Annotated in this window: 18 protein-coding genes; 1 reads left to right on the top strand and 17 read right to left on the bottom strand. The window is 64.0% G+C overall.

The genetic code is table 11. The features are described from left to right. Positions 1–36: 36 nt before the first annotated feature. The 15 genes from K359_RS0115455 to coxB all read right to left on the bottom strand — a co-directional run bounded on the left by K359_RS0115455 (position 37) and on the right by coxB (position 14,342). The gene (locus tag K359_RS0115455; RefSeq protein ID WP_029080159.1) at positions 37–315 is read right to left on the bottom strand and encodes a hypothetical protein; all 279 of its coding nucleotides are present in this window, start codon (positions 313–315) and stop codon (positions 37–39) included. Positions 316–461: 146 nt separating this feature from the next. After that, positions 462–1,211 carry a cation transporter gene (locus tag K359_RS0115450; RefSeq protein ID WP_029080158.1) on the bottom strand — a complete coding sequence of 250 codons (750 nt, stop codon included), beginning with the start codon at positions 1,209–1,211 and terminating at the stop codon, positions 462–464. Positions 1,212–1,298: 87 nt separating this feature from the next. Further along, on the bottom strand, positions 1,299–1,940 hold the full coding sequence (locus K359_RS0115445; RefSeq protein ID WP_029080157.1) for a DUF1109 domain-containing protein: 642 nt from the start codon (positions 1,938–1,940) through the stop codon (positions 1,299–1,301). A gap of 169 nt (positions 1,941–2,109) precedes the next feature. Further along, a complete protein-coding gene (locus K359_RS0115440) occupies positions 2,110–2,376 on the bottom strand; it encodes a hypothetical protein (protein ID WP_035976627.1) in 267 nt (88 codons plus the stop codon). A 158-nt stretch (positions 2,377–2,534) separates the two neighbouring features. Then, positions 2,535–3,092: a sigma-70 family RNA polymerase sigma factor gene (locus tag K359_RS0115435; RefSeq protein WP_029080155.1), complete on the bottom strand. Its 558-nt coding sequence runs from the start codon at positions 3,090–3,092 to the stop codon at positions 2,535–2,537. 31 nt (positions 3,093–3,123) lie between these two features. Beyond that, positions 3,124–6,318: an efflux RND transporter permease subunit gene (locus tag K359_RS0115430; protein WP_029080154.1), complete on the bottom strand. Its 3,195-nt coding sequence runs from the start codon at positions 6,316–6,318 to the stop codon at positions 3,124–3,126. Next, positions 6,315–7,772 (bottom strand): efflux RND transporter periplasmic adaptor subunit, encoded by a 1,458-nt coding sequence (locus K359_RS52045; protein WP_051346142.1) that lies wholly within the window; start codon positions 7,770–7,772, stop codon positions 6,315–6,317. The genes K359_RS0115430 and K359_RS52045 overlap by 4 nt, the downstream gene beginning before the upstream one ends. Beyond that, positions 7,769–8,170 carry a FixH family protein gene (locus K359_RS0115420; RefSeq protein WP_029080153.1) on the bottom strand — a complete coding sequence of 134 codons (402 nt, stop codon included), beginning with the start codon at positions 8,168–8,170 and terminating at the stop codon, positions 7,769–7,771. Before K359_RS0115420 ends, K359_RS52045 begins: the two co-directional genes overlap by 4 nt. Before the next feature lie 100 nt (positions 8,171–8,270). Then, the gene (locus tag K359_RS0115415; RefSeq protein WP_029080152.1) at positions 8,271–8,702 is read right to left on the bottom strand and encodes a DUF2946 domain-containing protein; all 432 of its coding nucleotides are present in this window, start codon (positions 8,700–8,702) and stop codon (positions 8,271–8,273) included. 114 nt (positions 8,703–8,816) lie between these two features. Further along, the gene (locus tag K359_RS0115410; RefSeq protein WP_029080151.1) at positions 8,817–9,725 is read right to left on the bottom strand and encodes a heme o synthase; all 909 of its coding nucleotides are present in this window, start codon (positions 9,723–9,725) and stop codon (positions 8,817–8,819) included. Positions 9,726–9,802: 77 nt separating this feature from the next. After that, on the bottom strand, positions 9,803–10,210 hold the full coding sequence (locus K359_RS0115405) for a cytochrome C oxidase subunit IV family protein (RefSeq protein WP_029080150.1): 408 nt from the start codon (positions 10,208–10,210) through the stop codon (positions 9,803–9,805). Positions 10,211–10,219: 9 nt separating this feature from the next. After that, the gene (locus K359_RS0115400) at positions 10,220–10,942 is read right to left on the bottom strand and encodes a heme-copper oxidase subunit III family protein (RefSeq protein ID WP_029080149.1); all 723 of its coding nucleotides are present in this window, start codon (positions 10,940–10,942) and stop codon (positions 10,220–10,222) included. A 15-nt stretch (positions 10,943–10,957) separates the two neighbouring features. After that, positions 10,958–11,662 (bottom strand): cytochrome c oxidase subunit 3, encoded by a 705-nt coding sequence (locus K359_RS0115395; RefSeq protein WP_029080148.1) that lies wholly within the window; start codon positions 11,660–11,662, stop codon positions 10,958–10,960. Next, a complete protein-coding gene (gene ctaD / locus K359_RS0115390; RefSeq protein ID WP_029080147.1) occupies positions 11,659–13,434 on the bottom strand; it encodes a cytochrome c oxidase subunit I in 1,776 nt (591 codons plus the stop codon). The genes K359_RS0115395 and ctaD overlap by 4 nt, the downstream gene beginning before the upstream one ends. A gap of 74 nt (positions 13,435–13,508) precedes the next feature. Next, positions 13,509–14,342, bottom strand: coding sequence for a cytochrome c oxidase subunit II (gene coxB / locus K359_RS0115385; protein WP_029080146.1), 834 nt, complete (start codon positions 14,340–14,342; stop codon positions 13,509–13,511). Between the two features lie 566 nt (positions 14,343–14,908). Here coxB and K359_RS0115380 point away from each other — a divergent pair. After that, positions 14,909–15,805 carry a DUF2189 domain-containing protein gene (locus K359_RS0115380; protein WP_029080145.1) on the top strand — a complete coding sequence of 299 codons (897 nt, stop codon included), beginning with the start codon at positions 14,909–14,911 and terminating at the stop codon, positions 15,803–15,805. 183 nt (positions 15,806–15,988) lie between these two features. On the opposite strand, the gene K359_RS0115375 is transcribed toward K359_RS0115380, so the two are convergent. Together K359_RS0115375 and K359_RS0115370 are read right to left on the bottom strand one after the other, a co-directional pair. Beyond that, on the bottom strand, positions 15,989–18,166 hold the full coding sequence (locus tag K359_RS0115375) for a xanthine dehydrogenase family protein molybdopterin-binding subunit (RefSeq protein WP_051346141.1): 2,178 nt from the start codon (positions 18,164–18,166) through the stop codon (positions 15,989–15,991). A 2-nt stretch (positions 18,167–18,168) separates the two neighbouring features. After that, positions 18,169–18,630: a (2Fe-2S)-binding protein gene (locus tag K359_RS0115370; RefSeq protein ID WP_029080143.1), complete on the bottom strand. Its 462-nt coding sequence runs from the start codon at positions 18,628–18,630 to the stop codon at positions 18,169–18,171. Positions 18,631–18,879 lie beyond the last annotated feature (249 nt).

Genomic DNA, 18,879 nt, shown 5'->3' with positions numbered 1-18,879 from the left:
AAGGATTCACGGATCAAGCGATTACGGATCAAGGGATTACGGATAATGCTCGAGGCGCCGGTCGGGCTTTGGCGGGCGGTTGGCACCCACCGTGTTGCCCGCCGCGGCGCCATCCGGCTTCGCGGGATGCGTCGCCCTCTCGGTCGGCGGGCCGCTGTCGCCGGTCTTCGTGTTGCTGTTCAGCGCCTGGCCGATGGTGGTCAAATTGGCCGCCTGCCCGGCCCCCGCCGAGCCGGTCGAAGGGCCGGAGCTCTGTGCCAACACGGTTCCCGATAGCACCAAGGCCGCCATCAGTATTGCCGCGTTGACTGTCATGGAGGGGGCCTTCTGCACACGAATGATGCACAGCAACGCGCGGCTGCTCCGGACGTTCCCCCGGCGCCCTCATTTAAGGTAAATGCGAGGCGAATTCTGTACCCTGTCGCGGCCAATGGCAGGGAGCACAGGCATTCGCGGCTCGATCAGCCGTGCGCCGCCGTCGGACCGCGCAACGCCCCCTCGCGATACTCGGCCCAAGCCTGCCGCAGGATCTGCACCGACGAGGTCAGGAATATGGCCGCCATCACGGCGGCAACCGCGAGATCGGGCCATGGCGTGGCCGTTCCCCAAACCCCCAGAGCCGCCACCATCACGATGAGGTTTCCGATCGCATCGTTGCGCGAACAGAGCCAGACCGAGCGGACATTGGCATCGCCGTCCTTGTACGGTAGCAGCAGCAGAACCGACCCAACATTGGCCGCGAGTGCCAACGCACCGATTGCGCCCATCACCTCGGCTCTGGGCACGCCGAGCACGAACGTCTGATAGACGGTCGAGCCGAACACCCACAACGCCATCAGGCTCAGCGACGCGCCCTTCAGCAGCGCCGCGGAGGCACGCATCCGCAAGCTGGCGCCGATCACCGCAAGGCTCAGTCCGTAGGTGACCGTATCGGCGAGGAAGTCGAGCGCATCCGCCTTGAGCGCCTGCGAGCCGGCCAATTGACCTGCGATCATCTCGGTCAGGAACATCGCGCCATTGATGCCGATGACGGTCCAGAGAATGCGCTTGTAGCGCGGGTCAAGGCCGTCGAAGATCGGAACGCCGCCCGAGCAGCCGCACGCATCCGCCGCGCGATTGCGTTCCCCCGCTCGCACGCCAGCTTTCATCGGAAGCGTCAGTGGCGGTGGCGCACAGCATTGGGAGGTCTTCTGCTCGCAGCAGTCGCTCATTGATCTTCCTTTCGGAGAACAGGATAGGACCGCCGATGCCACGGATTCAACCCTGTCCGCGTGGAACAGCGCCAATCCGCGCGTCACTCACCACCGCAACAATCGCGGACCCAGCGCCGCGCCTGCGATCGTACAGAACAAAATCGTTCCGCCGTACCAGACCGCGACAAAAGGCAGCGAATCGTCGGTGCAGTGAAGCGCATAGGCCAATGCGCTGATGCCGCCGGCGAGCAGGCCGGCGAATGCGCCCGCCCGGCGCAGATCGGTCGGCGCCGCCTGTCGCACCGCCCACATCGCCAGTGCAAACGGCACAACCGCAATCACCGGGATCGACACCAGGCACTCCAGCCACGCGTCACCTGCGACCATCCGATTCCAGTGCGAGGCAGGCGCCGCGCCGAGGCTGACAACGGCCAGCGCAACGATCAGCAGGAACGGCAGGATGACGAGCAGCGCACCCGGCTTCGACCCGCCGCCGGGGCGCGACAGCCTGATCAGGTCAACTGCCGCCACGCCGGCGACGGCTGCGGCAAAGGCGATCTTCACACCTAGCAGTGCACACGCGCCGGCGATGGACAGACCCGTGCGCGGCCCAAATCCGATCAGGATGGCCGCCACGGAAATGGCTGCTCCGGCAGCGACGGCCAAAGCGATGCGGCGGCCAACCACCCTGAAATCCACCGGGCCGATACCTGCGCTCAGTGGCGCAACAAGATCGTCGGTTTTCATCGGCTGCTCTCCGCCGGCGCCGGCCGTTCTGACGAACGCTGCCTTCGTCAAGTTCAAGTTCCCGTCTCTATCACAAGAGGCGCCTTCCAGCGCCTCTTTCGGCCAGCGCAGCAGGTTGCGGTCGAGATTGGTCGTCCGACGCCCGTGCCGATCAGCCAAGGGCCCCGCACTAGAAGCCGTGCGACGGCGGAACGGAGGATTTCGGACCGCCGGAATAGCGCCACGCATTGACTTCCCCGGCATGTCCGGCGGCGGGCTCGGCCGTCCAGCCGATCGCAGCGTAGGCGTCACGCGGCGCATGTTGCGCGGTGATCGGGTGGTAAACGCTGCGGCTTGCCGCGGACGTCGACGCCCCGGCATGCGCGGTCGCGGACATCGCCACAAGCGACGTCAGGAGTGAGATGGTGAGAATGGGCTTGGTAAACTTCGTCGACATTGTCTGCTCCGTTTTCATTTTGAATCGCGCTCCATGCGCGCTTCTGCAAGGGAATACGGGGCCCTTCTCCGGCCGGTTACACGATCACGCCGAGGTGAGGATGGAGGATTTCGGCGGCAACGCGGCATCGAGCCACGCAGGAAATTGAAAGGCCGCCGTCAGGCGTCGCGGTCCCTGCGAATGAAGGACGCCAGCGCCTGCAGGCCGCGGTGGACGCTGATCTTCACGTTGGATTCCGACATGCCGTAGCGCGCCGCGGTTTCCGCGACGCTGTTTCCCTCCAGCTTGACCGCCTCGATCGCCTGGCGCGTCTTGCGCGGCAGCCGGCCGAGCAGCTTCGCCATGTCGTGCGTGCTCTCTGTCGAGCTGTGATCGTCCGCCGCCATCAGATCGTTACGGTCGTCGATCGGAACATTCATCCGCGACATCTTGTTGGCGCGGAGGTAGTCGATCAGCTTGTAGCGCGCGACCGCGTGCAGCCAGGGCGTGAACAGCGCCCCGGGGTCGTAGGTGTGGCGCTTGAGATGAACAGCCAGCAGGGTCTCCTGGACCAGATCCCCCGCTTCTTCCGCGCTGCGCCCGGCTCCCATCAGCCTGCGCTTGTAGTAGCCGCGAAGACGCGGCGCGAGCTTCGCCAGCAGCGCGCCGTGGCTGGCCGCATCGCCGCGCTGGCTCGCCAGCATCAGCGTCTTGAGCTCGATCTCATCGCTGGTCATGTCGGCTGTCCTGCCTCGCAGTTCGGCTCACCTAGGCGATGGGCTCGAGCGTGCGCGCGCGTGCCTGCGTAGTCTCGACAGCGGTCTCCGGCTGCAGCTCGCCGCTGTCGCCGGCCAGCGGCAGCCGAAAGCCCTTCACCATGGCGAAGATCGCGGGAATCACGATCAGCGTCAGCAGGGTCGACGAGATCATGCCGCCGATCATCGGCACCGCGATGCGCTGCATGATCTCGGAGCCGGTGCCGGTGCTCCACATGATCGGCAACAGCCCGGCCATGATCGCGACCACCGTCATCATCTTCGGGCGGACGCGCTCGACCGCGCCCTCGATGATCGCACGGTGCAAATCGTCGCGACGAATCGTGCGTCCCTCGGCAGCGCGCCGCGCCGTGATCTCGGCCAGCGCATGGTTGAGGTAGATCAGCATCACCACACCGGTTTCGGCGGCGACGCCGGCGAGCGCGATGAAGCCCACCGCAACCGCAACCGACAGGTTGAAGCCGAGCGCCCACATCAGCCAGAGCCCGCCGACCAGCGCGAACGGCAGCGACAGCATCACGATCATGGTCTCCGCCACCGAGCGGAAGTTGAGGTAGAGCAGCAGGAAGATGATCGACAGCGTCACCGGCACCACGATCTTGAGCCGCGCGGTGGCGCGTTCGAGATATTCGTACTGTCCGCTCCAGACCACGTAAGTGCCCGGCGGAAACTGGACGGCGGCCTGCACCGCGCGCTGCGCATCCGCGACATAGCCGCCGAGATCGCGCTCGCGGATATCGACATAGATGTAGGTCGCGAGCTGCCCGTTCTCGGTCCGGATCGTGGTCGGCCCACGCGCCGGCTTGATATCGGCGACCTCGCCGAGCGGCACCGCCCCGCCCGCCGGCATCGCCACCAGGATGTCGCTCGCGATCGCACCGGGATTGTCGCGCAAGTCGCGCGGATAGCGCATGTTGACGGTGAAGCGCTGGCGTCCCTCGACCGTCGTGGTCACGCTTTGGCCGCCGAGCGCGGTCGCGATCGTGTCCTGCACGTCCTGCACGGCGATGCCGTAGCGCGACAACGCCTCGCGGTTCGGCGTGATCTCGAGGTAATAGCCGCCGAGACTGCGCTCGGCATAGGCCGACGAGGTGCCGGGTACGCCCTTCAAGACCCCCTCGACCTGGCGGGCGAGCTTGTCGATCACGGCGAGATCGGGACCGATCACCTTGACGCCGACCGGGGTGCGGATACCGGTCGAGAGCATATCGATCCGCGCCTTGATCGGCATCGTCCAGGCGTTGGAGACGCCGGGAAATTGCAGCGCCTTGTCCATCTCGGCGATCAGGCCGTCGAGCGTGACGCCCTTGCGCCATTGCTCCTTCGGCTTGAGGTTGACGATGGTCTCGAACATCTCCGACGGCGCCGGATCGGTCGCGGTCGCGGCGCGGCCGGCCTTGCCGTAGACCGAGGCGACTTCCGGAAAGCCGCGGATGATGCGGTCCTGGGTCTGCATCAGTTCGGCCGCCTTGGTCACCGAGATGCCTGGCAGCGTGGTCGGCATATAGAGCAGCGTGCCCTCATTGAGGTCGGGCATGAACTCGGTGCCGAGCTGCCGCGCCGGCCAGACCGTGACGGCGAGTGCTGCGAGCGCCAGCACGATCACCAGCGTCTTGGCCCGCAACACGCCGTTGATCACGGGACGGTAGATCCAGATCAGGAAGCGGTTGATCGGGTTCTTGCGCTCGGGGACGATCCTGCCGCGGACGAAGATCACCATCAGCGCCGGCACCAGCGTCACCGACAAGAGCGCCGCCGCCGCCATCGCAAACGTCTTGGTGAAGGCGAGCGGCGAGAACAGCCGCCCCTCCTGCGATTCCAGCGTGAAGATCGGCATGAAGGACACGGTGATGATCAGCAGGCTGAAGAACAACGCCGGTCCCACTTCTGCCGCCGCCTCGATCAGGATAGCGACCCGCGGCCGGCCGGGCTCGGCGCGCTCGAGGTGCTTGTGCGCGTTCTCGATCATCACGATCGCCGCGTCGATCATGGCGCCGATCGCAATCGCGATGCCGCCGAGACTCATGATGTTGGAGCCGATCCCGAGCAGCTTCATCGCGCCGAACGCCATCAGGACGCCGACCGGCAGCATCAGGATCGCCACCAGCGCGCTGCGGACATGCAGCAGGAACACGAAACAGACCAGCGCGACCACGACGCTCTCCTCGAAGAGCGTGCGTTTCAGCGTCTCGATCGCCGCATAGATCAGGTTGGAGCGGTCATAGACCGGCACGATCTCGACCGACTTCGGCAGGCTGGTCGCGATCTCCTTGAAGCGTTTCTTGACGTTTTCGATCACGTCGAGCGCGTTGACGCCGAAGCGCTGCAGCACGATGCCGCTCGCCACCTCGCCCTCGCCGTTCAGCTCGGCGATGCCGCGCCGCTCGTCGGGGCCGAGTTCGACGCGGGCGACGTCGCGCAGCAGCACCGGCGTGCCGTTGTCGGTCTTCAGCACGATGTTGCCGAGATCGTTGATGTCCTTCAGATAACCCTTGCCGCGGATGACATATTCGAACTCGGATAGCTCGACGGTGCGGCCGCCGACATCGGCATTGCTGGCGCGGATCGCGTCGCGCATCCGCTGCATGGTGATGCCGCGGTCGCGCATCCGCTGCGGATCGAGGATCACATTGTACTGCTTGACGAAGCCGCCGACGCTCGCGACCTCGGCCACGCCCTCGGCTCTGGCAAGGGCGAACTTCAGGTTCCAGTCCTGGATCGTGCGGGTGTCCGCCAGGTTCAGCTCTTTCGACATCACGGCATACTGGTACACCCAGCCGACCCCGGTCGCGTCGGGGCCGATGGTCGGCGACACACCGGCCGGCAGCCGCGACGCCGCGCCGTTGAGGAATTCGAGCACGCGCGAGCGCGCCCAGTAGATGTCGGTGCCGTCCTCGAAGATCACATAGACGAAGGAGACGCCGAAGAACGAGAAGCCGCGCACGACCTTCGACTTCGGCACCGTCAGCATCGCCGTGGTCAGGGGATAGGTGACCTGATCCTCGATCACCTGCGGCGCCTGGCCGGGATATTCGGTGTAGACGATGACCTGGGTGTCGGAGAGATCGGGGATCGCATCGAGCGGCAGATGGAGCAGCGCGTAGAGACCCGCGGTGGCCGCAAAGCCGGTGCCGAACAGCACCAGCAGCAGGTTGCGCGCCGACCACGCGATGACGCGAGCAATCATGGCTTGCCTCCGCCCGTCATCTCGCCGTCGCCCGCCGCCTGCGCTGCGCCGGCCCCGCCAAAGCCCTTGATCGCCGCCTTCAGATTGCTTTCGGCATCGATCAGGAATGTCGCTGACGTGACGACCGCATCGCCCTCGGCGATCCCGTCGCGGATTTCGACATAACCGTCGCCGCGCCGCCCGAGCTTGACCTCGCGCGGCTCGAACCGTCCGTTACCCCGGTCGAGCAGCACGGTCTGCCGGCTCCCGGTATCGAGGATGGAGTTGTCAGCCACCGTGAGCACCGGCGCCGGGCTGCCGGTATCGATCTCGGCATCGACATACATGTCCGGCAGCAGCGCGAGATCGGCGTTTTGCAGTTCGATCCGCACCCGCGCGGTGCGCGTCTCCTTGTTGACCTGCGGGTAGATCATGGCGATCTGGCCCGCGAACGCGCGGCCGGGATAGCTGCGCGCGCGCACCGTGACCTTCTGGCCGACCACGATGTTGCCGAGATCGCGCTCGGCGACATCGACCAGCGCCCACACCATTGAGACGTCGGCGATCCGGAACAGCACCTCACCGGGCTGGGCGCGCATGCCCTCGATCGCGGCACGCTGCAGCACGATGCCGTCGCGCGGCGACGACCACGGAATTGCGATCGGAACCGTGCGGCTCTGCTCCATCTCGGCGATCACGGCCTCGGGCACGTCGAGGTTCATCACCCGCTGCCGCGAGCCCCGCCCGTATGGATCGATCCCCGCAGCCGCTTTCGAGCCGATGGTCGCAACATACTCGGCGGCGGCCGACGACACCGCCGGGCTGTAGATCTCCATCAGCTTCTGTCCCTTGGTCACGCGGCTGCCGGTCGTGACATCGGCGACCTTCTGCACATAGCTCTCGGCACGCATCGCGATCACGGAGACGCGCCGTTCGTCGAGCTGGATCGTGCCGGGGGCGCGGACCAACGTGCGGATGCGGCGCATCTCCGCCGCTTCGGACTTGACGCCGGTGCGCTGGATCTTGCCGGGCGACAGCGTGATCGAACCGTCGTCGCTGTCGTCGCCGTCATAGACGGGGATGTAGTCCATCCCCATGGTATCCTTCTTCGGCGCCGGCGAGGTGTCGGGAAGCCCCATCGGGTTGCGGTAATATTTGATCTTGCGCTCGCCCTTCGCGGCCGCGGTCTTGATGTCCGCCGGCCGCTCAGGCGCCCCGGATTGCGCATCGGCATCCGGAAAAACCGGCAGATAGTCGCGCCCGTCCGCCGTCTGCTTCGGCGTCGCCGCGTAGAACGGCTTGCCGTCGGGATCGCGGTAATAGATCGGCGCTGCGCTCTCCGCAGCCTGCGCGGCAGAGACGATGGCGGTCGCCGGCCGCGGCGGCAGGCCGTGACCGGTCCATGCGGCGCCTGCCGCTGCGGCAATCGCAGTGGCAGCGCCGGCCCAAGTGAGGGCCCACGCGAGGCGGCTCATTGCTCGGCCGTGACGACGAGCTTGTTCTCGACCGAGCCGGTCTCGCCCTGCACCTTGGCGCCGAGCGACAATTGCCAGCGGCCGGCCATGCCGAAGGTTGCCTTGAACCGGTAGGTGCCGGGCTCGGTGCCCGGCATCGGCGTCACCTTGGTGGCCATCTCCTGCATGCCGTCGGGCGCCATGTCGAGCCGGGTCGAGAAGATCACCGCGTCGGGAACGGCCTTTCCGGTCGTCTTGTCGACCAGCCGCACCGTGACGATGCGATCGTCCCCGGCCTTGACCGTCGGCTGGATGAGCTGGAATTCGTAGTTCTTGATCTCGGCGTGGGCGGGCGCACCGGCCAGGGCAACGCCGATCAGCGCGGCCGCAGCGGCCCGCGCGAGGTGGAAAGTCTTCATGGTTAAGATCCTCGATACGTCTGATGCACCGCGTGAGCGGCACGCGACGACACGCGCGCCATCAGGCGCACGCGTCAGCGATCAGGCGCTTGCGCGCCCGTCAGACGTCGGTTCGAGGCGGATGATCCGGAGGTTTGGCGCCGAGGCCGTCAAGCAGGCGGTCGTCGCGCGCGGCGAATCCGCCTTGCGATGGTTCGCGTGCGATCAGCGATGCGGCACCGGCAGGAAGCGGCAGCGAGACGCTCAGCATGCAGAGCGCAAGGAACGGACAGTCGTCGCAGCCCTTGCTCTTGGTCTGGTCCGGGCAGCACGGCATGTCGTCGGCCATCGCCTGCCCCGACATGGCCTGGTCGGTCATTGCCTGGTCCGACATGACCTCGTGGCCGGACATCGCCTGCATGGCGGTGGCCGATGCATCCGGCATCATCCTGGCAAACGCCGGCGCCACGGGCGCGAGCAACAGCCCGGCCGCGACGAGCAGCAGAATCCAGAGATTGGCGAGCCGCTTCACATGCATACCTGCTTGTCGCATGGATCAATGCAACCTGCAAATTCACGATTCCGCCAGCTTGGCCTCGCCCAGCGGCGTATCGGGACGTCCCCGGCACGAAGGAAGCCCTGCGGCTGTCGATTCGAATGCGTCCAGTCAGCGGGACTGAGCGTAGGGTGCAGCATTCATCAGCAGCACCCCAAAAAGAAGGACCAGATAGAGCATCGAAAACACGAACAAGCGACGAGCTGGCCGCCATTCCTTGTCGTGGCTCCGACGTACCTGCCATGCGAGAACAATCATGATCGCTCCCAGCACCGCCCCGGCCGCGCCATAGATGGCTCCCGCGAACCCCAGTGCACAAGGCAGCAGTGAGGTCAGAACCAGAAGCACGCTATAGAGGAGAATCTGGCGCTTTGTTTCGGTCTTGCCGGCTACGACCGGCAACATCGGCACACCGGCGCGGGCATATTCTCCAGCAAGATTAAGCGACAGTGCCCAGAAGTGCGGTGGCGTCCAAAGGAAGATGATCAGAAACAGGATGAGCGGCTCGAGCCCGACATTTCCGGTGACCGCAACCCAGCCGATCACCGGAGGGAGTGCACCAGCGGCACCGCCAATGACGATGTTTTGCGGTGTTCGGCGTTTGAGCCACATCGTGTAGACGACGACGTAGAAGAAAATTGTGAAAGCAAGCAGTGCAGCAGCGGCCATGTTCAGCAAGGTGCCGAGGGTCAGGACGGCGCACGCTCCGAGCATCAATCCAAAAACCAATGCTTCCGAGCGCGATACGCGGCCGCTCGGAATTGGACGGATGGCGGTACGCGCCATCACCGCATCGATGTCGGCGTCGTACCACATATTGAGCGCAGCTGCGGCGCCGGCTCCCGCAGCAATGCAGACGAGAGCAGCGACGCCGGTGACGGGATCGATGCCGCCTGGTGCGACCATGAGACCGACCAGTGCGGTAAAGACGACCAGCGACATGACGCGCGGTTTCGTCAGTGCGACGTAGTCTCCGATGTTGGCATAGCTCCGGCGAAGAATTGAACGATTGATTTGCACGAGATTGATTCCTCGTCAGTTCGATACTCAAAAGGCCATCGGTTGAAGGCCTAGGTTGCAGCACAACCGTCCTGCTTCTAGCTCGCTGACGCGAAAAACATGACCCGAAGCAGATGCGTATAGTCGGATTCGAACACCATGATCGCTACAAAAACCAGCACCAGCACCGGCGGCAACAGGATGGCGTAGGCCAACGCCAACCGCTCCCAGGCCATGTGCATGAACACAGCGACGATCAGGCCGGCCTTCAGCACCATGAACAGCAGGATCAATGACCAACGGAGATGGCCATGGATGCCAAAGAAGTCGACAAGGTATGAGCAGGTGCTGAGCACGAACAACCATCCCCAGACCACGAGATAGAGCTTGATCGGGTGCTGCTGGCCCTCGGCGTGCGTGGCTCCCGATGCGACTGCGTCATGCACATAAGTGTGGAGCGCATGTTGCGTTGCCTGCCCTTCCACATGTACCGCTGCGTTTGTCATGCGCTTACCTCACCAGAGATAGAAGAAGGCAAAGATGAACACCCACACGAGATCGACGAAGTGCCAGTACAGGCCCATGATCTCGACGATCTCGTAATGCCCCTTCCGGCTCGTGAAGAAGCCACGCCGCTCGACGTCGAAATCGCCCCGCCAGACCTTGCGCGCAATCGCGATCAGGAAGATCACGCCGATCGTCACGTGCGTGCCGTGGAAGCCGGTTATCATGAAGAAGCATGAACCAAACTGCGCCGCGCCCCACGGGTTGCCCCAGGGCCGCACGCCCTCCATGATCAGCTTGGTCCATTCGAACGCCTGCATTCCGACGAAGGTTGCGCCGAACGCCGCGGTGGCCACCATCAAGGCCGCCGTTTTGACGCGATCGCGGCGATAACCGAAATTGACGGCCATCGCCATCGTCCCGCTGCTCGAGATCAGGATGAAGGTCATGATGGCGATCAGGATCAGCGGGATGTGCTGGCCCGCGATATTGAGCGCGAAGACTTCGCTTGGGTTGGGCCACGGCACGGTCGTCGACATCCGCGCCGTCATGTACGACAGCAGGAAGCAGCTGAAGATGAAGGTGTCGCTCAAGAGGAAGATCCACATCATGGCCTTGCCCCAGGACACGTGCTTGAAGGCACGCTGGTCCGAGGCCCAGTCAGCGGCGATACCTCGCCATCCGGGTATCGTTCCGGGCGGCGCGTTGGGGGTTGCCAGTGTGGTTTCCGTCATTACTTCCTGCCCTCGCTAGCTGAGCAACTGGCGACAGATGTCGACGATATTGTCGGTCCAGCCCGTCAGCAGACCGAGCAAGACCAGCCAGACCAACAACAGGAAATGCCAATAGATCGCGCAGAGCTCCACACTCAGGCGCACCTGCATCATCGGCGCGCCGCGCCACACCTTTGCGGTGGTCCTGCCGAGCGCAACCAGTCCGCCCGTCAGATGCAGTCCGTGCACCGCGGTGATCAGGTAGAAGAAGGAATTGGCTGGATTGGACGCCACGAAATAGCCGGCGACGTTCAGTTGCTGCCACACCCATAGCTGCCCGGCCAGGAACGTCATGGCGGATGCTCCGCCGATCAGCAGGCCGACGATCAAGCCGTCAATGTCGTCGCGTCGCGCGGCGATCAGCGCCCATTGCAGCGCCACACTGCTCATGACCAGGACGCCGGTATTGAACCACAACAGTCTGGGCAGGGGCAGCTCCCGCCAGTCCACCATGCTGTTGCGCATGGAGTAGGCGCTGATCAGGAGCGCGAACAACGAGCCGACGACCGCGAGAAACACGCCCAGTCCGATCTTCGCCGTCGGCACCGACGAACCGCTCTCACCGCGAAGATCGACGTCCACGCCCTGCTCCAGCCAGGGTTTGGCCGCCAGCCGCTGCTGCGAGAGCCACCATCCCGCGATCGCTGCAATTGTAGCAATGAACAGGATGATGGCGCTCACGGATGGGCTCCCTGCGCCACCAATCCGGCCGGCGGTTCATTCTGCGGCACAAAGTCCCTGGGGGCACCGGGCACGCTGTAATCGTAGGCCCAGCGATAGACGATCGGGAGTTCCTTCCCCCAATTGCCATGCCCGGGCGGGGTTTCCGGTGTCTGCCACTCCAGCGAGGCGGCTCCCCAGGGATTGCCGCCAGCCTCTTTTCCTTTGAACAGGCTCCAGATCATATTGAACAGGAAGACAAGCTGGGCGAAGCCGACGATCAGCGCCGCCACGCTCATGAACGCATTGAGGTCATGGGCGGATGCCGGGACGAAGGTTGTCTCGCCGATGTCGTGATAGCGGCGGGGCATCCCGAGCAGGCCGAGATAGTGCATCGGGAAGAACACGGCATAGGCCCCGATGAACGTCACCCAGAAGTGGAATCGCCCAAGCGCCTCGTTGAGCATGCGTCCGGTGATTTTGGGATACCAGTGATAGATTCCGCCAAACACGGCCATGATCGGCGCGATCCCCATCACCATGTGGAAGTGCGCGACGACGAACATCGTGTCGGACAGCGGAACGTCCACGACCACGTTGCCGAGAAACAGCCCGGTGAGACCGCCATTGACGAATGTGATGATGAACGCGAGGGCGAACAGCATCGGCGTCGTGAGATGGATGTCGCCGCGCCACAACGTCAGCACCCAGTTGTAGACCTTGATGGCGGTGGGGACCGCGATGATGAGCGTCGTGGTGGCGAAGAAGAAGCCGAAATACGGGTTCATGCCGCTCACATACATGTGGTGCGCCCACACGACGAAGCTGAGCGCACCGATGGCCACGATCGCCCAAACCATCATGCGATAGCCGAAGATGTTTTTTCGCGCGTGGACGCTGATCAGATCGGAAATGATGCCGAAGGCCGGCAAGGCGACGATGTAGACTTCGGGGTGGCCGAAGAACCAGAACAGATGCTGGAACAGGATCGGGCTGCCGCCGCCATACTTCGTCAGCTGGCCCATCTCGACCAGCGTCGGCATGAAGAAGCTGGTTCCCAGCAGGCGGTCCAGCAACAGCATCACCGAGGCGACGAACAGCGCCGGGAACGCCAACAGCGCCATCACGGTGGCCGTGAAGATGCCCCACACCGTCAGGGGCATGCGCATCAACGTCATGCCGCGCGTACGCGCCTGCAGCACCGTCACGACGTAATTGAGCCCGCCCATCGTGAAACCGATGATGAACAGGATCAGCGAGGCCAGCATGAGAACGATGCCCCAGTCCTGCCCGGGGGTGCCGGAGAGAATCGCCTGCGGCGGATAGAGCGTCCAGCCGGCGCCGGTCGGCCCGCCCGGCACGAAGAACGTCGCGGCCAGCACCAGCACGGCGAGCAGGTAGACCCAGTAGCTCAGCATGTTCACGTAGGGGAAAACCATGTCCCGCGCGCCGACCATCAGCGGGATGAGGTAGTTGCCGAAGCCGCCAAGGAACAAGGCGGTGAGCAGGTAGATCACCATGATCATGCCGTGCATGGTGATGAACTGAAGGTACTCATTGGCATCGATAAAAGAGAATGTACCGGGAAATCCCAGTTGCAGGCGCATCATCCACGACAGCACCAGCGCCACCATTCCGATCGACATTGCCGTCATCGAATACTGGACGGCGATCACCTTGGCGTCCTGCGAAAAGACGTACCTCGTCCACCAGCTCTTCGGGTGATAGAGCTCGACCTCACTCACTTCGGCGGGCGGTATGCCTGCGACCTGATCAAACGGGATATCGACCATCGGAATTCCCTCCTTGGTCTTCTGTTCAGCGACGAGTTCGCTTCACAATATCCGGCGCATCCTCGTCGGCACCTTCATTCGCTACCGGTCTTGTACGCGGCCTTCGCGACGCCGCGCTGGCCTGACAATTCCGCAAACGTCCGCTGCTTCTCGAGCCACGCGTGATATTCCTTCTCTTCCTCCACGACGACCTTGCTCCGCATCTGCGCGTGCGCGGCGCCGCATAGCTCCGCACAGAGGACGTCGAATGTTCCGGTACGCGTGGGCGTGAGCCAGTAATACGTCACCGAGCCCGGGATCATGTCCATCTTCGCCCGGAACTCGGGCACGTAGAAATCATGCAGAACGTCGATCGAGCGGAGCAGCACCTTCACCGGCTTTCCAATCGGCAGATGCAGATCCTCGTTTTGAACGACGACGTCGTCCTGTCCGTTCGGATCATTGGGATTCAACCCGAGTGGATTGTCGGAACTGATCAGGCGCGCATCTGACGTGCCGAGCCGGCCGTCCTTTCCGGGAAGCCGATAACTCCACATCCACTGTTGTCCGACGACCTCGACGTCGGTCGCGTCGTCGGGAACGGTGACGAACTGGTGCCAGACGACCAGGCCGGGCGCCAACATGGCGGCGACGCCGACCGCCGTCACGATGCTGAGCCACCATTCGAGCTTCTTGTTTTCGGGATTGTAGGCGGCCCGCCGTCCCTCCTTGTGGTGGAAGCGGAACACGCAATAAGCCATGAACGCGATGACCGCGCAGAAAACCGCCCCGGTGATCCAGAATGTCAGATTGATCGTGTCGTCGATGTAGCGCCAGTTTGAGGCGATCGGCGTCCACCACCACGGGCTGTAGATGTGAAACAGCACCGAGGCGACTGCAACCAGGAGCAGCACGAGCGCGACAGCCATCCCTCATTCCTCCTTGCCATTGAAGGCTGCGGAGACGAACGAAAGGGCGGAGCTCACGTCAAAGGTATGGTGTCAAGGTATGGTGCCACGTACACCATCACCGTGCCTTTTGCCTCGCCCATTCTGCCGGTCGCGACGCTGGGACATCATGACAAAGGGTCAACGTCACGACCGCAATCTCATCGGAGCTTGGGGGCGTTCAGTGCATTCAAGATGGTACTCGTCGAGCCCGGCGTCAATAGAGGAGTATGTCCCGCCTTTGTCCGGCGCGAGTTGGCGCGAATGCATTGCATGCCGGCGAGCACCGATCGGGACCCACCATCAGATGGTGCATCGCAAAACCTGGCTTGTGCGATTGCACAATTCTCGCGACCGCGTTCGCCACCTTGCTTCTGCCGCGCATCGGACTAGTTTGACTGGACCGGTTGCGACAGATGTCGTCCGGCAAGCTCCTTCTGGTTGAATCTGATTTGCCGGACTCGGTCGCGATTTTCGCGCATGAGGCGGATGTGCGTGTTTTGAGGGCGCTCCGTTCCCCTGCGACCACCAGCAAGGAGGCCGGAACCATGACCACAGTATTCGCACGGCCCAAACTGCAATTGTTTGGCGTCTCGACCGCTTACGTCGTTCGCAAGATCAGCATTTCCGACTTGGGCAACGCGCTGCGCCTGGGCTGGGAAGACTTCAGCGCAATCCCGACCCACGCCATCGTCCTGTGCGTGATGTATCCCATCCTCGGACTTGCCCTGTTCAGGCTTGTGCTTGGCTATTCGGTGCTGCCTCTGCTGTTTCCGCTCGCCGCCGGCTTTACCCTGATCGGTCCTTTCGCCGCACTCGGCCTCTACGAACTGAGCCGCCGCCGCGAGCGCGGAGAGCAACCAGGTATCTGGGATGCAATGCAGGTGCTGCGCTCGCCGTCGTTCGGCGCCATGCTCGAACTTGGTGTCCTCCTGTTCGTTCTGTTCGGAGTCTGGATCGCCGCCGCGGACGCGATCTACATTGCGACTTTCGGCTATGCTCCGGCTGCGACCATCCCTGATTTCGCAGAGCGCGTGCTGACGACGCCCGAAGGCTGGTCGCTCATCATCATCGGATGCGGCGTCGGCTTCCTTTTCGCCCTGGTTGCCCTGTGCGTCAGCGTCGTCTCATTTCCACTGATGCTCGACCGCCATGCGACAGCGATCGATGCGATCCGCACCTCGATACGGGCCGTGATGATGAATCCAATTGAGATGGCCGCGTGGGGATTGATCGTCGCGGTATTGCTGGCCGTCGGCTCACTGCCATTCTTCGTCGGTCTCTGCGTCGTTCTGCCGGTACTTGGTCATGCGACCTGGCATCTTTACAGGAAGGTGATCGAGCCTGACCCGAATCCTCCGCAAGAAGAGCCCCGCCCGCCGATCGGTCACCGCTACGCGGCCGATTTCCCGGCCTCTCTCTTCCCGTGGAGCCGTGAGCGTTAGTGATACCGGCGCGAGCCAGAGATTGACGAACCGCCTCAGATGCATGCCCGCTTGTCGGATCAATGCGGGGCGCAAATCCGCTTGGCTTCACGATCGCGCCAGCATTCCGTCACGCCCGGGCATAGCCGTCCGAAGGACGGCGTCGCTTCCGCTCGCCTATGCCCGGACATGACGGCCGGTAGCTTACGTTTGCTTCAACAATGCCGGGTCGACCGGCATCTTTCGCAGCCGCTTGCCGGTCGCCGCGAAGATCGCATTGCTGATCGCAGGCACGATGCCCGATGTCCCGGTCTCACCCATGCCGCCGGGCGGCTCCGAACTCGGCACGATGTGGACCTCGATGGCCGGGGCCTGATCGATGCGCAACATCTGGTAGCTGTCGAAGTTGGTTTGCTCGATGCGCCCGTCCTTCAGCGTGATCTCGCCATAGAGCGCGGCAGTGACGCCGAAATTGATGCCGCTTTGAAGCTGCGCCTGCACCGTGTCGGGATTGACCACGGTGCCGCAATCCATCGCGCAGACGACGCGGTGGACGCGAACCGAACCGTCCTTGGCAACCTCAACCTCGGCAACCTGCGCAAGGTAGCTGCCGAACACGAATTGCAGCGACACGCCGCGTCCACGCCCGGCAGGCAGTTTGCCGCCCCAGCCGGCCTTGGCCGCCACAAGCTCCAGCGCCGCCTTGGCGCGCGGCGACTTGCCGAGCAGCGCCTTGCGATAGTCGACCGGATCCTGCTTGGCGGCCGCCGCCATCTCGTCAATCACGCTTTCGGTGACGAACACATTGTGCGAGGGACCGACGCTGCGCCAGAACGCGGTCGGAATGCCGGGCGGCTCGACCCGGACATACTCGACGTGGAAGTTCGGAATGTCGTAGACGAGATCAATCGCGCCCTCCGTCGTGTCGGGGTCGAGACCATTGCGGAACGCCGGCGGCGCCCATCGCGCCAGCACCGACGAGCCGGCGAAGCGGTTGTTCCAGGCGATCGGCTTGCCGGATGCATCGAGTCCGACCGCAATCCGGTCGCACCAGTAGGGACGATACATGTCGTGCTGAATGTCTTCCTCGCGGGTCCACACCAGCTTGACCGGCGCATCGACCTGGTTTGCGATTTGCACGGCGCGAATGACACCATCGACCTCGAGCCTGCGGCCAAAGCCGCCGCCGAGCAGGTGATTATGCACCACGACCTTCTCCGGCGGCAGGTTCAGCACCTTCGCGGCCACCGCCTGGGCACGCGAGAGCGCCTGGCTGCCGACCCAGATCTCGCAGCTGTCGGGGCGCACGTGCACGGTGCAGTTCATCGGTTCCATCGTCGCATGGGCGAGGAACGGCAGCTGATAGGTCGCCTCGACTTTCGTCGCAGCGCCCGCCATCGCCTTGTCGGTGTCGCCGATGTTTTGCGCGACCGTGCCCGGCTTGGTGGTGGCGGCTTCGAGCTCGCGCGCGATATCTGACGTGGCGAGCTTGGCGTGGGGCCCCTCGTCCCACTCGATCACGAGCGCCGCGAGACCTTTCTTCGCCGCTCCCATATGATCGGCCACCACGGCGACTGCGTCATCGAGCTTCACGATCTGGCGCACGCCGTTGACGGCTTTTGCCGCTGCGTCATCCACGCTCTTCACCCGCCCGCCGAACACCGGCGACTGCGCCAGCGTCGCGATCTTCACCCCGGGCGGCCGTGCGTCGATGCCGTAGACCGCCGAGCCGTTGATCTTGGAGGGTGTGTCGAGCCGCTTGGCCGGCGTGCCGATCAGCTTGAACTCGGCCGGGCTCTTCAGCGTCACATTCTCCGGCACAGGCATCTGCGCCGCGTCAGTTGCCAGCTCGCCGTAACCCAGCTTGCGTCCGGAGGCTGCATGATGCACCTCGCCGTTCTCGGCGCGACACGAAGCGGGCTCGACGTTCCAGCGTTTCGCCGCGGCTGCGACCAGCATCGCCTTCGCGGTGGCGCCGGCTTTCCGCATCGGCTGCCAGCCGCCGCGCATCGCGTTCGAATTGCCGGTGGCCTGCACGCCAAGCAGCGGGTTGGCATACAGCTTGTCGCTCGGCGGCGCGTGCTCGAGTTGCACCTGCTTCAGCCCGATCTCGAGCTCCTCGGCGATCAGCATCGGGATCGAGGTGTAGGTGCCCTGCCCCATCTCGACATAAGGCATGGTCAGCACGACCTTGCCGTCGCCGCCGATCCGGATGAAGGCATTCGGCGCGAAGCCATCGGCGGCCGCGGCTTCGCTCTCGCGGCCCGCGAACGGCAGACTCACACTGAGCAGCAGGCCTCCGCCTGCGATCGCGCTCGCGCGGAGGAAGTTGCGCCGCGACAGATCGGCGGAGCGCTCAGACACATTGTCCATCAGCGTCATGATCAACCTCCCGACTGCGCGGCTTGCTTGATGGCTTCGCGAATGCGGACATAGGTGCCGCAGCGGCAGATGTTGCCCGACATCGCGTCGTCGATATCCGCATCGGTCGGCTGCGGCTTGCTCGCAAGCAAGGCTGACGCCGACATGATCTGCCCGGACTGGCAGTAGCCGCATTGCGGCACCTCATGCGCAAGCCAGGCGTCCTGGATCTTCTTGCCGGCCGGCGTGGTGCCGACCGCCTCGATGGTCGTGATCTTGGAGTCCCCGACGCTGTCGATCGTCGTGATGCAGGAGCGCACCGCGGCGTCATCGAGATGCACCGTGCAGGCGCCGCACAGCGCCATGCCGCAGCCGAACTTGGTGCCGGTCATGCCGAGCACGTCGCGCAGCACCCACAGCAGCGGCGTATCGCCGTCGGCATCGACCGAATGACTGAGACCATTGATCGTGAGCTGGAAAGGCATCGTGACACTCCTGTCCTGGTTCGAGACCCGCGCGGTCCGCGCCCCTCCGGGCGCAACCGGCCACATTCCAAAGCAATCGTACGCGCATTCGCGCTGATTGCTCACTCGTGGTAATAAATACAAATGCTGCGCCCTATAAGCGGCGCTTTGATCCGCAATGAAATAACCATTGGTTTATAATCATGGACCGACTGACCAGCATGTCCGTGTTTCGCCCGCGTTGCCGATCTCGGCTCCTTCACCGCGGCC

Source organism: Bradyrhizobium sp. th-b2, from assembly GCF_000426785.1.
Lineage (GTDB): Bacteria > Pseudomonadota > Alphaproteobacteria > Rhizobiales > Xanthobacteraceae > Bradyrhizobium > Bradyrhizobium septentrionale.
The sequence above is the reverse complement of the archived record's forward strand: the minus strand, read 5'-3'. Positions and strand labels throughout refer to the sequence as shown.

Excerpts from the sequence above, each read along its gene's own strand:
- K359_RS0115380 (WP_029080145.1), top strand. The coding sequence starts at position 14,909 with ATGACCACAGTATTCGCACGGCCCAAACTGCAATTGTTTGGCGTCTCG.
- K359_RS52045 (WP_051346142.1), bottom strand. The coding sequence starts at position 7,772 with ATGAGCCGCCTCGCGTGGGCCCTCACTTGGGCCGGCGCTGCCACTGCG.
- K359_RS0115420 (WP_029080153.1), bottom strand. The coding sequence starts at position 8,170 with ATGAAGACTTTCCACCTCGCGCGGGCCGCTGCGGCCGCGCTGATCGGC.
- ctaD (WP_029080147.1), bottom strand. The coding sequence starts at position 13,434 with ATGGTCGATATCCCGTTTGATCAGGTCGCAGGCATACCGCCCGCCGAA.
- K359_RS0115415 (WP_029080152.1), bottom strand. The coding sequence starts at position 8,702 with ATGCGACAAGCAGGTATGCATGTGAAGCGGCTCGCCAATCTCTGGATT.
- K359_RS0115455 (WP_029080159.1), bottom strand. The coding sequence starts at position 315 with ATGACAGTCAACGCGGCAATACTGATGGCGGCCTTGGTGCTATCGGGA.
- K359_RS0115450 (WP_029080158.1), bottom strand. The coding sequence starts at position 1,211 with ATGAGCGACTGCTGCGAGCAGAAGACCTCCCAATGCTGTGCGCCACCG.
- K359_RS0115445 (WP_029080157.1), bottom strand. The coding sequence starts at position 1,940 with ATGAAAACCGACGATCTTGTTGCGCCACTGAGCGCAGGTATCGGCCCG.
- K359_RS0115440 (WP_035976627.1), bottom strand. The coding sequence starts at position 2,376 with ATGTCGACGAAGTTTACCAAGCCCATTCTCACCATCTCACTCCTGACG.
- K359_RS0115370 (WP_029080143.1), bottom strand. The coding sequence starts at position 18,630 with ATGCCTTTCCAGCTCACGATCAATGGTCTCAGTCATTCGGTCGATGCC.
- K359_RS0115375 (WP_051346141.1), bottom strand. The coding sequence starts at position 18,166 with ATGACGCTGATGGACAATGTGTCTGAGCGCTCCGCCGATCTGTCGCGG.
- K359_RS0115435 (WP_029080155.1), bottom strand. The coding sequence starts at position 3,092 with ATGACCAGCGATGAGATCGAGCTCAAGACGCTGATGCTGGCGAGCCAG.
- K359_RS0115430 (WP_029080154.1), bottom strand. The coding sequence starts at position 6,318 with ATGATTGCTCGCGTCATCGCGTGGTCGGCGCGCAACCTGCTGCTGGTG.
- coxB (WP_029080146.1), bottom strand. The coding sequence starts at position 14,342 with ATGGCTGTCGCGCTCGTGCTGCTCCTGGTTGCAGTCGCCTCGGTGCTG.
- K359_RS0115405 (WP_029080150.1), bottom strand. The coding sequence starts at position 10,210 with ATGACAAACGCAGCGGTACATGTGGAAGGGCAGGCAACGCAACATGCG.
- K359_RS0115400 (WP_029080149.1), bottom strand. The coding sequence starts at position 10,942 with ATGACGGAAACCACACTGGCAACCCCCAACGCGCCGCCCGGAACGATA.